At 63.4% G+C, this 12,491-nt stretch carries 13 protein-coding genes and 1 riboswitch; of the genes, 6 read left to right on the top strand and 7 right to left on the bottom strand.

Annotated elements, in window-relative coordinates:
- Nucleotides 1–3: 3 nt before the first annotated feature.
- From AC1DZU_RS25205 to AC1DZU_RS25190, 4 genes are all read right to left on the bottom strand, one after another.
- Complete coding sequence (locus AC1DZU_RS25205; RefSeq protein ID WP_184873480.1) at nucleotides 4–1,188, bottom strand: malate--CoA ligase subunit beta; 1,185 nt, start codon at nucleotides 1,186–1,188, stop codon at nucleotides 4–6.
- 21 nt (nucleotides 1,189–1,209) lie between these two features.
- Nucleotides 1,210–2,172, bottom strand: a complete 963-nt coding sequence (locus AC1DZU_RS25200; protein ID WP_477228747.1) for an HpcH/HpaI aldolase/citrate lyase family protein — start codon at nucleotides 2,170–2,172, stop codon at nucleotides 1,210–1,212.
- Nucleotides 2,173–2,185: 13 nt separating this feature from the next.
- A complete protein-coding gene (locus tag AC1DZU_RS25195) occupies nucleotides 2,186–3,376 on the bottom strand; it encodes an aminotransferase class V-fold PLP-dependent enzyme (RefSeq protein WP_477289357.1) in 1,191 nt (396 codons plus the stop codon).
- Between the two features lie 134 nt (nucleotides 3,377–3,510).
- Entirely contained in the window at nucleotides 3,511–4,185 is a 675-nt protein-coding gene (locus tag AC1DZU_RS25190) for a response regulator transcription factor (RefSeq protein WP_477289355.1), read from the bottom strand.
- A 396-nt stretch (nucleotides 4,186–4,581) separates the two neighbouring features.
- Here AC1DZU_RS25190 and mgtE point away from each other — a divergent pair, with 396 nt between their 5' ends.
- A complete protein-coding gene (gene mgtE, locus AC1DZU_RS25185) occupies nucleotides 4,582–6,000 on the top strand; it encodes a magnesium transporter (RefSeq protein ID WP_477289354.1) in 1,419 nt (472 codons plus the stop codon).
- A 150-nt stretch (nucleotides 6,001–6,150) separates the two neighbouring features.
- Nucleotides 6,151–6,537 carry a MerR family transcriptional regulator gene (locus tag AC1DZU_RS25180; RefSeq protein ID WP_006203215.1) on the top strand — a complete coding sequence of 129 codons (387 nt, stop codon included), beginning with the start codon at nucleotides 6,151–6,153 and terminating at the stop codon, nucleotides 6,535–6,537.
- A gap of 6 nt (nucleotides 6,538–6,543) precedes the next feature.
- Here the strand turns inward: AC1DZU_RS25180 and AC1DZU_RS25175 are convergent, their stop codons facing one another.
- Entirely contained in the window at nucleotides 6,544–7,020 is a 477-nt protein-coding gene (locus tag AC1DZU_RS25175; RefSeq protein WP_477289351.1) for a methyltransferase family protein, read from the bottom strand.
- On the bottom strand, nucleotides 7,017–8,015 hold the full coding sequence (locus AC1DZU_RS25170; RefSeq protein ID WP_477289349.1) for a heparan-alpha-glucosaminide N-acetyltransferase: 999 nt from the start codon (nucleotides 8,013–8,015) through the stop codon (nucleotides 7,017–7,019). Before AC1DZU_RS25170 ends, AC1DZU_RS25175 begins: the two co-directional genes overlap by 4 nt.
- Before the next feature lie 220 nt (nucleotides 8,016–8,235).
- On the opposite strand from AC1DZU_RS25170, the gene AC1DZU_RS25165 reads away from it, so the two are divergent.
- Nucleotides 8,236–9,435 carry an MFS transporter gene (locus tag AC1DZU_RS25165; protein WP_477289347.1) on the top strand — a complete coding sequence of 400 codons (1,200 nt, stop codon included), beginning with the start codon at nucleotides 8,236–8,238 and terminating at the stop codon, nucleotides 9,433–9,435.
- A gap of 3 nt (nucleotides 9,436–9,438) precedes the next feature.
- Here the strand turns inward: AC1DZU_RS25165 and AC1DZU_RS25160 are convergent, their stop codons facing one another.
- On the bottom strand, nucleotides 9,439–10,614 hold the full coding sequence (locus tag AC1DZU_RS25160; RefSeq protein ID WP_477289345.1) for an aromatic ring-hydroxylating oxygenase subunit alpha: 1,176 nt from the start codon (nucleotides 10,612–10,614) through the stop codon (nucleotides 9,439–9,441).
- Nucleotides 10,615–10,754: 140 nt separating this feature from the next.
- Nucleotides 10,755–10,951: riboswitch (cobalamin riboswitch) on the top strand.
- A gap of 36 nt (nucleotides 10,952–10,987) precedes the next feature.
- On the opposite strand from AC1DZU_RS25160, the gene AC1DZU_RS25155 reads away from it, so the two are divergent.
- The 3 genes from AC1DZU_RS25155 to cobU are packed head-to-tail and all read left to right on the top strand — an operon-like array spanning nucleotide 10,988 to nucleotide 12,491.
- Nucleotides 10,988–11,167, top strand: coding sequence for a CbtB domain-containing protein (locus AC1DZU_RS25155; protein WP_477289343.1), 180 nt, complete (start codon nucleotides 10,988–10,990; stop codon nucleotides 11,165–11,167).
- Nucleotides 11,168–11,182: 15 nt separating this feature from the next.
- The gene (locus tag AC1DZU_RS25150; protein WP_477289341.1) at nucleotides 11,183–11,983 is read left to right on the top strand and encodes a CbtA family protein; all 801 of its coding nucleotides are present in this window, start codon (nucleotides 11,183–11,185) and stop codon (nucleotides 11,981–11,983) included.
- Nucleotides 11,976–12,491: a bifunctional adenosylcobinamide kinase/adenosylcobinamide-phosphate guanylyltransferase gene (gene cobU, locus AC1DZU_RS25145; protein WP_477289339.1), complete on the top strand. Its 516-nt coding sequence runs from the start codon at nucleotides 11,976–11,978 to the stop codon at nucleotides 12,489–12,491. Before AC1DZU_RS25150 ends, cobU begins: the two co-directional genes overlap by 8 nt.

Raw genomic sequence — 12,491 nt, 5'->3', positions numbered from 1 at the left:
CCCTCAGCTTGCTTTTTTGAGCGTTGCCGAACGCCAGGCGGCGACGGCTTTTTCGGCGGCTTCCGCCAGCGTTTCGGCGACGATCACCGCCTCGCCGGAATCGGCCAGGATGCGGCGCCCTTCCTCGACCTTGGTGCCGGCAAGCCGCACCACCAGGGGGACGTTGACGCCGACTTCGCGGATCGCCTTGACGACACCCTCGGCGACCCAGTCGCAACGGTTGATGCCGGCGAAGATGTTGACCAGGATGGTCTCGACATTCTTGTCGCCAAGCACGGCGCGGAACGATTTCGCGACCCGCTCCGGCGAGGCGCCACCACCGATGTCAAGGAAGTTGGCCGGCTCGCCGCCGGCGATCTTGATCATGTCCATCGTCGCCATGGCGAGGCCGGCGCCGTTGATGATGCAGCCGATATTGCCGTCGAGGCCGACATAGGAGAGGCCGCGGTCGCTGGCGAAGGTTTCGCGCGGGTCTTCCTGGCTCTTGTCGCGCAACTCGGAGATTTCCGGCCGACGGAACAACGCGTTCTCGTCGAACGACATCTTGGCGTCCAGCGCGACGAGGTTACCGTCGCGGGTCACCACCAGCGGATTGATCTCCAGCATCGAAGCATCGTAGTCGCGGAACACCTGGTAGCAGCTGAAGATGGTTTCAGTCGCCTTGCCGATCAGGTTCTGATCCAGGCCGAGCCCGAAGGCAATCTCGCGCGCCTGGAAGCGCTGCATGCCGACGCCCGGGTCGACCGTGGTCCGGATGATGGAATCCGGCGCCCTCTCGACGATATCCTCGATCTCCATGCCGCCGGCGGCCGACGCCACGATCATGACGCGCTCCTCCTTGCGGTCGAGAACGAAGCCGACATAGAGCTCCTGCGCGATGTCGACGGCCTCCTCGAGATAGAGCCGCGATATCAGCTTGCCCCGCGGGCCGGTCTGCTGGGTCACGAGCTTGCGGCCGAGCATTGCTTCGGCCGCATTAGAGATCTCCTCGTCATTGGCGCAGAGCTTGATACCGCCGGCCTTGCCGCGCGCACCGGAGTGAACCTGAGCCTTGAGAACCCATTTGCCGCCGCCGATCTCACGCGCCCGATAGGTTGCCTGCTCGGGGCTGTAGGCCAGGCCGCCGCGTGGAACGTGAATCCCGTGGCGGGCAAGCAGTTCCTTGGCCTGGTATTCGTGAATGTCCATTTTTTGTCCTCCCAAGAGCCTTCAGTGCGTGGCGGCGTGCGCCTGGCCGGCGCGTTCGATTGCTTCGTTGACCACCAGCACATTGCGGGCCATGCGTTCCGACGCCGCGTCGATCATTTTGCCGTCGAGCGCCGCCGCGCCCTTTCCGAGCGCCTCTGCTTCCTTGAGCACTTCCAGGATGCGCCGGGCGCGGACGACTTCCTTTTCCGGCGGCGAGAACACGCTGTTGGCAAGCGCGATCTGCGACGGGTGGATCGCCCATTTGCCTTCGATGCCAAGTGCCGCCGCGCGCCTTGCCGCCGCTGTGTAGCCCTCGGGGTCCGAGAAGTCGCCGAACGGCCCGTCGATGGCGCGCAAGCCGTAGGCCCTGCAGGCAACCGTCATCCGCGACAGGGCGAAATGCCACTGGTCGCCCGGATAATCGGGATTGAGGCCGCCGATGTTGACGGTGCGCGCCTTGTTGCTGGCGGCATAGTCGGCGACGCCGAAATGCATCGCCTCCAGGCGGCCGGGCGTGGCGGCGATAGCCTCGACATTGGCCATGCCGAGCGCCGTCTCGATGAGGGCCTCGAGGCCGACGCGGGTCTTGTAGCCCTTGGCCATCTCGATCTGGTTGACCATGGCCTCGACCATATAGAGGTCGGCCGGAACGCCAACCTTCGGCACCAGTATGGTGTCCAGCCGGTCGCCGGCCTGTTCCATCACGTCGACCACGTCGCGGTACATGTAGTGCGTGTCGAGGCCGTTGATGCGCACCGAAACGGTCTTGCCCTTGGCGCGCCAGTCGATGTCGTTGAGCGCCTGGATGATGTTCTTGCGGGCGCGTTCCTTGTCCGGCGGCGCCACCGCGTCCTCGATGTCCAGGAAGACAAAGTCGGCGGCGCTGTTGGCCGCCTTTTCGATCATCTCCGGGCTGGAGCCGGGAACCGCGAGTTCGCTGCGCTGCAGCCTGAGTTTTTTGAGATGGTTGATCGTGTGGCTCATGGTCGCGTTCCTCTCACGCCGCTTCGGCGACAGGTACCTCGGCCGAGGCACGGAAGTGCTGGATGGCGGCGCCGACGCCCGAGCCTGGCGCCAGCCGGACGCCGCAATCGAGCAGCGCCATTTCCGCCGCCGACAGCGAGGCCAGCACCATCACCTCGTTCAACCAGCCGAGATGGCCGATGCGGAAGACCTTGCCGAGCACCTTGTTGAGACCGCCTCCGAGCGAGGTTCGGTAGCTCTGGTAGGCGCGCTTGACGACGTCGCCGCTGTCGATGCCTTCCGGCACCAGGATGGCGCTGACGGTGTCGGAGTGCCATTTCGGCGCCTTCGCGCAAAGCTTCAGGCCCCAGGCGTCGACCGCCTTGCGCACGCCTTCGGCGAGGCGATGGTGACGGCCGAAGATGTTGTCGAGCCCTTCCTCGGCGATCAGGTCGAGCGAGGCGCGCAGTCCGCGCAGCAGCTGCGTCGCCGGCGTATAGGGGAAATAGCCGGCGTCGTTGGTGCGGATCATGTCCTCGAACGAGAAGAAGCAGCGGCGGTGGGTCGCGACCCTGGAAGCGGCCAGCGCTTTCTTGCTGACCGAGAGGAAGCCGAGGCCGGCGGGCAGCATGAAGCCTTTCTGCGAGCCGCTGACGGCGCAGTCGACACCCCATTCTTCCTGACGGAAGTCGATCGAGCCAATCGACGACACACCGTCGACGAAGAGCAGCGCTGGGTGGTTCGCCGCGTCGAGTATGGCTCGGCAGCCTGCGACATCGCTGGTGACGCCGGTGGCGGTCTCGTTCTGCGTGCAGAAGATTGCCCTGATGCGGTGTGCCTTGTCGGCCTTCAGCTTTTCTGCGTAGAGGTCGAGCGGCACGCCGGTTCCCCACTCGCAGTCGATCACGTCGACCTCAAGGCCGAGGCGCTCGGCCATGTCGACCCACAGATGCGAGAACTGTCCGAAGCGCGACATCAGCACGCGATCGCCGGGGCTGAGCACATTGGTCATCGCCGCCTCCCAGGCGCCGGTGCCCGACGACGGGTAGATGAAGGCGCGGCCGGTTTCGTTTTTGAAGACTTTTTTGATGTCCTCGAACAGCGGCAGCGTGAAATCAGGAAACGATCCGGCGCGCATGTCCTCCATCGGGAGGTTCATCGCTTGCCGGACCTGCTCCGGAATGTTGGTGGGTCCTGGAATAAAAAGGTGGGTGAACCCAGCCATGCGTGAACTCCTCCGAAGTTAGAGATTTGTGGAGGGAGTGTCGTTTGGAAGGCGAGGGGCAACAACACCTTGGTGGGTAAGTTCTCGCCGCGCGCGGGTGGGGCGAGACTACCCGCTTGGCCTACCCGGTCGTCCTATCCGACAGGCTGTTTGGGACTGCGACGCTTCTCGCTCGAATAGAGCGCGACCGCCATTGCCCGATTGCGGACGTCAAGCTTGTCATAGAGATTCTTGAGGTGATACTTCACCGTATTCTCGGAAATTCCCGTGCGCGTTGCGATCTGAAGGTTGGTCCAGCCGTCGGAAAGCACCGCCAGCAGTTCGCGCTCGCGAACCGTGAGCTGGGCCAAAGGCGTGTCGTTGACCTTGTTGATGTCGATGTAGGGGATGCAGATGCGGCCGTGCGCGACGGCCAGGATCGTCTCGAAGATGATATGCGGATCGTCGAACTGGAAGCAGTAGCCTTGAGCACCGAGTCGCACGCACTGCTTCAAGATGCCGATGTCGTGGTCGTTGGAGAACACCGTGATGCGCACATCGAGCTTGCTGCTCTGGACCTCGGCCAGGACATCCGCGCCGTCCATGTCGGCGAGCCTCCAGCCGATGACGGCGACATCGAACTTGGTCTTTCCTGCCAGGTCCAGGAGTTGCCTGCCGCTCTGCACGGCGCTCAGCAATTCGAAACGTCCGTCGCATTCCAGCATTTCGCGGAGCGCCGATATGACAAGCGGATTGCGCTCGGCGACAACGACGCGAACGCGTTGCTGTCCTGATGTGGCCTCGTTCGTTCTCGCCGACCTTGCGTTCAAGGGCTTCCGTTCTGGACCGGTTGCGGGCATGGGCGGATCCGGCCGATATCCGGACCCTGTGCCATGACAATCGCCGCAACCGCACCACCGTGCTCTTTCCCCAGCGACATGCGCTGTCGCGCCACCTGAACCGGTATCCTGTTGGTTTTGACGCGATCGGCATTGTCAGCCCAAGGTTTGGCGATGTCCGCCTCTCACGAAGTCAGGCCGGTAGGTGAGCGCGTATTTCGTTTGATATTCCGTGCGTTAGCACCATAGGTTCCCAAATCGAATCGTGCTGCCGCGCTATCCCTGGATTGAGCGGCGGATTCTCCCCAAAAGCGGTTTCCACTTTTGGGTCCGATGCTCTAGACCTGAGACGCACCTTTTCCGGGATTGCGATGGCGGGAGGCGCTGGTGGAAGGCCAGGACGAACGGACGACCGGCGCCAGGGCCGCTGAAGACGCCCACGCCGATATTTATGGCGAGGATGGCGCCGTCCTATCGTCCTTCCTTGCCCAGATCGGTGCGGCGATCGCCGACCGCGACACGCTCACGCTCAAGCATGAAGTCGACCACTTGCACCAGTCGGAGCTCGGCGACCTGCTCGAGGCGCTGCATCCCGAACAGCGCCGCGCGCTGGTCGACTTGTTGGGCGCCGATTTCGATTTTTCCGCGCTGACCGAGGTCGACGAGGCGATCCGTATGGAGATCGTCGACAATCTGCCCAATGCGCAGATCGCCCAGGCGGTGCAGGAGCTCGATTCCGACGACGCGGTCTACATTCTCGAAGATCTCGAAAAGGAAGACCAAGACGAGATCCTGTCGCAACTGCCGTTCACCGAACGGATCAGGCTGCGCCGTTCGCTCGACTATCCGGAAGAGACGGCCGGCCGCCGCATGCAGACCGAGTTCGTCGCGGTGCCGCCGTTCTGGACGATCGGCCAGACCATCGACTACATGCGCGAGGACAAGAACCTGCCTGAGCGCTTCAGCCAGATCTTCGTCATCGATCCGACCTTCAAGCTGCTCGGCGCCATCGACCTCGACCAGATCCTGCGCACCAAGCGCGCGGTCAAGGTCGAGGAGGTCATGCATGAGACGCGGCACGCCATTCCCGCCACCATGGACCAGGAAGAGGCTGCACGGGAATTCGAACAGTATGACCTTCTGTCTGCCGCCGTTGTCGACGAGAACGAGCGGCTGGTCGGCGTGCTGACCATCGACGACGTCGTCGACGTCATCCAGCAGGAAGCGGAAGAAGATCTCCTGCGCATGGGCGGTGTCGGCGACGAAGAGCTCTCCGACAGCATCCTTTCGACCTCGCGCTCGCGCGTTCCATGGCTGCTGGTCAACCTCTTGACTGCATTCCTGGCGGCTTCGGTGATCGGCCTGTTCGACCGCACGATCGAGCATATCGTGGCCCTGGCGGTGCTGATGCCGATCGTCGCCGGCATGGGCGGCAATGCCGGCTCGCAGACCATGACGGTCACCGTGCGCGCGCTGGCGACCAAGGATATCGACATCTACAATGCTGGCCGCATCATCCGCCGCGAGATGGGTGTCGGCTTCATCAACGGCATCGTCTTTGCCATCCTGATCGGCATTGTCGCCGCGACCTGGTTCCACGACAACAATCTGGGTGGCATCATCGCGGCGGCGATGATCATCAACATGTTCGCGGCCGCTTTGGCCGGCATCCTGATCCCGCTGCTGCTCGACCGTTTCAAGATCGATCCGGCGGTCGCTTCGGCGGTCTTCGTCACCACGGTCACCGATGTCGTCGGCTTCTTTGCCTTTCTCGGCATTGCCACGTGGTGGTTTGCGGTGCCTTGAAGGCGCATCGTGCCCTCAATTGACTTTTACGTAAATGCCGTGCGAGGCTTGCGCGGGGTGCAATGTCGATTCCGGCATGGCATGGGTTTGGTTCGGGACAGGAGGGGGTGCCGCATGGCGATCCCCGGGTTCCGGGGTGTGGGAGTGACAATGCGGGAATATTATTCGATCACCGAACTGACCCGCGAATTCGACGTGTCGACGCGGACGCTGCGCTTCTATGAGGACGAGGGGCTGGTGCAGCCGGTGCGGCGCGGCCGCACGCGGCTGTTTCGCCCGTCCGACCGCCACCTCATTCGCCAGATCATGCGGGGAAAACGGCTAGGCTTCTCGATCAATGAGATCCGCGAAATCATCCAGATGTACAAGGAGCCGCCCGGCGAGGTCGGTCAACTCAAGCTGATGATCAAGCGCATCGAGGAAAAGCGCGAGGACCTGCGACAGAAGCGCCGCGACCTCGAGGAGACGCTGGCCGAACTCGACCAGGCCGAGGAATCCTGTGTCGAGCGGCTGGTGGAACTCGGCGTCAACACGTAGCGCTGTTCAAATCCAGCGCCGCACTCTTTTGGAGTAGTCCCGGTATTTCTTGCCGAATTTCGCCGCAAGCACCTTTTCCTCGCCCTCGATCGCGACCTTTTGCGTGACAAAGGCAGCGATGAAGGCGAGCGGCAGGAACCAAACGATCCCCGAGACAAAGGCGACGCCGATCAACAGCAGCGTGTTGGCCAGATACATCGGATTGCGGGTGATGCCGAAGGGGCCCGTGGTAACGAGGTGATCGGGCACCGCGTTGGGATTGAGCGTGGTCTTGGCCCTGATCATGGTGCGGATCGCGGTGAACCAGAGTGCCGCGACGCCGAACAGGGCCACCCAGCCGGCGGCGAACAGGATATCGCCCAAAAGGTCGCCAATCCAGGGCAGGGGATAGAGCAGGCCGAGTGCGATGCTGATGGCGATGGCAGCAACGTAGATCACCGGCGGCCACGGTATGAGCCCTGCCTTCGGCTGGTTCTCGGTCATTTGACCCCTCCCTCCGTCATCTTGTCTTCGGTCTTGGCGGTGCACATACCGGCGAGATCGGATATATGCGTCTTCCATTCGGCAGTCTGGTCGTTGTTGTAGAGCCGATCAAGTGAGGCTTCGCCCTCGAGCGTGTCGAGCATGCAGACACAGTAGCTCGAACAGAACTCGGTGTCGCGCGACTGCTCGCAAGACAGCTGGCAGGTTTTCAGGAAGTTCACCTGCGGGGTTTCGACCTTGGCCGGCATGACTTGCGCGAACAGCCACACAGAGCCGATCAGCAGCGGCTGATGGATCAGGTAGAAGGCCAGGCTGTGGCGGCCGATGAAGACCAGCGGGTTGGCCCAGCGGCCGGGTGCCAATTCGGCAAGCCGGGCAAGCAGGCCCGAAGCGGAGGCGAGTTTCGTCACCGCGATGCCTGCAAGTACGGCGCCGAACCACGGAAACAGCGGAACGTAGTCGTTGGAACGCGGATTGATCGCCGACAGGCCGATCCACCACAGCCACGGATGGTCGAAGGCCTCGAAGCGCAGATAGATGGGCGCTGCGATGACCAGCGCTGCCACAAGCAACGTCAGCAGCGCCGGCAGCCGCAGGAAGGCGAGGCCGAGCAGGCTGGCCAGCGCAATCTCGTGCAGGATGCCGAAGAAGATAAAACCGTCCGGGGTGGCAATGCGGGTGACGACCGAAATGGCGATTGCCGCTCCGGCGACCATGGCGAAGCGCCTCCAGAAGCCGTTCCAGCGGATTTGCCGGCCATGGGCGAGGTACAGGCTGACGCCGACCAGGAACAGGAAGGTCGAGGCGATACAGCGCGCGTAGATCTTCCACCAGCCGAAAGCGGTAAGGCCCGGGTCGGTATAGCCGAAGAATTCCAGGTCCCAGGTGAAGTGGTAGCTCGCCATGGCGATGAGCGCGATGCCGCGCACGATGTCGATGGCGACGATGCGCTTCGGTCGATCCTGAACGGGTGCGGTTGGCGTGTGGATGCTCATGGTCTCGTATTCTGATTCAGCCCCGCAAGACGACTATCACGGTTGCCCCGGACAAAAGAAGGCCGGCAGCTTCGGCAGACGCTGGATCAGGCGCCGCTTTAGGCCAGCGTCGGAAAGCCTTTGGCCGACTTCGCTTTTGCCGGATAGGCGTCGGTTTCCTGTTACCCGCGCAGGAATCACCACGGCAGATTTGACCCGCTGATTCTGCTTTGGGGAAGCAATGTCCACCCATGTGCGCCACCCGGTCTGGCTGCCGGCCTTGCGGCCGGCCGACGCGCGCACCTTCGCCTCGCTCTATGCGGTCGAATCCTTCGCCCGCGCCACGGTGTCGAGCGTCATCCCGATCCAGGCCTACGAGATCCTGCATAACGAGCAGATCGTCTCGATCCTCTACACCATCGTGGCGATGCTCGGCCTGTCGGTAACGCTGTTCATGCCGATGCTGATCCGACGCTTTGCCCGGCGCTGGGTCTACACGGCAGGTGCCTGCCTGCTGGCCATCGGCTCACTGTTCTTCGTCACCCATACGCTTGCCGGACAATTGGCCGGCATGCTGTGCCGCGTGATGGGCGCCAGCGCGCTGTCGATCTCGCTCAACCTCTACATCATGGACCACATCCGCAAGACCGACTTCATGCAGGCCGAATCGCTGCGCATGGCGTGGTCGATGTTGGCCTGGACCGGCGGGCCGACGCTGGGCATCTTCCTCTCCACGCGCTTCGGAATCTATGCCGCGCATGGTGCGGTGGCGGTGTTCGCGCTGGCCTTGCTGGCGCTGTTCTGGACCTACCGCCTCGGCGACAACCCATCGATCCGCCCTGGCAAGACGCGGCCGGCCAATCCGCTCGCCAACATTGGCCGCTTCGTCGCCCAGCCCAGGTTGCGGCTGGCCTGGCTGATCGCCTTCGGCCGCTCCTGTTTCTGGACGACGTTCTTCGTCTATGGGCCGCTGTTCATGGTCATCACCGGCGAGGGCAAGCTGGCCGGCGGTCTTTTGGTTTCGGCCGGCAATGCGTTGTTGTTCATGGCCATCTTCTGGGGCAAGGCGGGAAAGCGCTTCGGTGGCCGCCGAACCATGACATTTGCCTATTTCGCCATGTCGGCCATGCTGCTGGCGGCGGGTGCTGTTGGCGAAACCGCGCCGCTGCTCACCGGCGCCTTGCTGCTCTGCGGCGCTTTCTTCACCATCGCGCTCGATGCACTGGGCTCGACTGCCTTCATGCGCTCGGTGCGATCCTATGAAAGATCGCAGATGGCGGCGGTCTACCGGACCTATCTCGACTTTTCCGAACTGACGCCGCCGCTAGTCTATTCGGTGGTGCTGGCGTTCTTCGGGCTCGGCTCGGTGTTCGTCACGCTCGGCCTGCTGGCGGCGGTCTGCGGCTTCGTGACCTGGCGATACCTGCCGAAATCGCTGTGATCTTCACGGCTTGGGGGTAGCTGCTGCGTGCCGTTCGCGGATCCAGTTGTGGAAGCGGTGCAGGTCGTACTCCTCGGGCATCAGCACGCCGGCCGCATGGCGCCTCGAGCGCAGACCTTTCTGATTGACCTCGCAGATCCCTGCATCCTCCTCCAGCACCTGTTTGCCGAAGGCGACGATGTTGTCGATATCGGTTGCATCAAGCGCCTCCGGCGCAAACAGCCATTCGGCGACAAGCTCGGTCTGCTCGGGGCCGAGCGGCACCAGCCGCACGGTCCTGATATAGTCGACGTGCCCGACGATGAACATCGACGGCAGGTTGGTGGCGTAGGTCTGGCCGGCGGCGCGTTCGGCTGATGTGAGGCCTGTGAAGACCGGTCCATGCGTCTGGCCATCGCGCGACCATGTCTGCGCGCCTGCACGCAGGCCGCCGGAAAACTCCGGCGCGTCATTGTCGGCGTGGCGGGACCATTCGGGATCGTCATGGCGACCCATCAGGCCGCGGCCATAGATCGGCACCAGCCGCGACAGGTCCTTGTGGACGCCCGGACAATGCAGGCACTCGTTGAAGTTTTCCCAAAAGATCTTCCAGTTGCAGTTCATCACCTTGCGCAGCACATGGCCGGTAACAAGCGTTTCCAGCGGCCAGTTGGCGAGACTGCCGGACGCTGGATCGAAGGATGTTTCCGCCGAGCCGGCGGCGTCCTCCTGCAGATTGACGAAGACAAAACCGCGCCACATCGAGAGCGCCACGCGATAGAGCGGATGATTTGCCTTGTCGAAGCCTTCCGGCAGCGACTTCGACGGCACGCGAACGAGGTCGCCGCGCAGCGAATAGGACCAGGCATGGTAGGGGCAGGTGATGAGCCGTGCCTTCAGCCGGCCTTCGCTTTCCTGGCAAAGCTGCGAGCCGCGATGGCGGCACGTGTTGTGGAAGGCGCGCAGTTCGCCGGTTTCGTCGCGGAGCATGACGATTTCCTGCGTGCCGACGCGGAAGGTGCGGAATGAAAGCGGCTGCGCAAGGTCGGCCTCGCGGCAGACGAGCAACCAGCTTTTGTACCAGATGACGTCGAGATCGCGCTGATAGCTGTCCGCATCCCAATAGGCCGACGATGGCAGCGTCGGTTCGGCCCGGGTCAGGCCGTTGTAAGGATCGCGCTCGCTGGCAATGGGCTGCATGGCTGGCTTCCTGTGGATTTGTCAGCCGACACCCGACCATGGGAATTGTCAATTGTTGTGCCGGAGACCCGATTTATCTGGATGGCGCAATCGCGCTGGTTGTCGGCGGAATTTGGTTTGCCGGTCGCGGCGATTTTCCCTATAGTCGCGTTGTCGTCGGTTCCGTTTGGAGCCAAGAGGGAATGCGGTGCGGGCGGACTTGTTGCCCAATGCCGTGGCTGCCCCCGCAACTGTGTGCGGTAGTCCTCTCCATATGCCACTGAAGGTTTCTCTTCGGGAAGGTGGGGAAGGGCGCTGATCCGCGAGCCAGGAGACCTGCCGGCGACAGGAAACTGACTTCGATGCCCTCGGGTGGAGGGCGAAAGGACAAGACATGACTACCGCTTCCGTCTCCCTCGGCGCCTCCGTCTCCTCGCAGTCGTGCTTCATGCAGCTTGCACTCGTGGCGCTGCTCGGCATCTTCGTCGTCGGCTTTGTCGGCTTCTCGCATATCGATGCGGTCCACAATGCGGCTCACGACTATCGCCATTCGATGGCGTTTCCCTGCCACTGACGAGGATTTGACATCATGAACCTGTTTCGCAACGTCGTGTTCATCGCGGCGATCGCAGGGCTCGTGGCCGGCGTCGTTCTCGCCTGCCTGCAGGCCTATGCCACCGTGCCGCTGATCCTCAAGGCGGAAGTCTACGAACAGGCCGGCGGCGGCCACCACCATGACCATGCCGCTCCGGCCGCAACCGATACCAATGCCATGAGCACGGCCGCTCCGGCGGGGAATGCCATGAGCTCCGCCCCGGCGCCGGCGGAAGCAGCCACTCCGGCCGCGGAAGACGAAGGCTGGGCGCCGGCCGACGGTTTCGAGCGTTTCGCCTTCAGCGTTGTCGCCAATATCGTCACCGGCATCGGTTTTGCGCTGATCCTGGTCGCGGTTTCCGAATACGCCGGCGGCATCGGCAATTGGCGCCAGGGCGTATTCTGGGGCCTGGCCGGCTTTGCCGTGTTCACGCTGGCACCTGGCCTCGGCCTGCCACCGGAATTGCCCGCGATGCCGGCGGCCGATCTCACGCAGCGCCAGATCTGGTGGTGGGCAACCGTAGTGGCGACCGCGGCGGGTCTCGGCCTGATTGCGTTCCGCAAGTCGCTGCCGCTCGCGATCCTTGCCGTCCTGCTGATCGTCGCGCCGCATATTGTCGGCGCACCGCAGCCCGACAGTTTCGAGACGCCGATCCCGGAAGGCCTGCACCACCAGTTCGTGGTGGCGGTTACGGTGACCAACCTGGTGTTCTGGCTGGTGCTCGGCGCCGTCGTCGGCGTGGTGCGCGGCCGCTTCACCGGCACCGCGACCAGCCTGCGCGACAGCTTTGCCTGATCGCAGCAAGCTGACCTTCATCATCGGCGGTGCGCGCTCCGGCAAGAGCGCGCATGCCGAAACCCTGGCGACGGTTCTACCCTCGCCATGGACCTATATCGCCACGGCGCAAGCCTATGATGACGAAATGCGTGAGCGTATCGCGTTGCACCGCTCGCGGCGCGGCCAGGGCTGGGCGACCATCGACGCACCGCTCGATCTCGCCGGCACGCTCGAGGCTTTGCCGGACGACCAGCCGGTGCTTGTCGACTGCCTGACACTATGGCTGACCAATCATATGCTGGCCGGACACGACCTCGACCTTGAATGCCGTCGGCTGGCGGACGTGCTGTCGCGGCCGCGCGGGCCCTGGTTCGTCGTGTCCAATGAAGTCGGCCAAGGCATCGTGCCGGACAACGCACTGGCGCGCCGTTTTCGCGATGCCGGCGGCCGGCTCAACCAGCAGGTGGCCGCTGTCGCCGATACGGTGCTGCTGATGGTGGCGGGGCTGCCGCTCAAGGTGAAATGA

Source organism: Mesorhizobium sp. P2_A12 (genome assembly GCF_056405075.1).
Note: the sequence above shows the minus strand (reverse complement) of the source record. Positions and strands in the feature narration are given on the sequence as shown.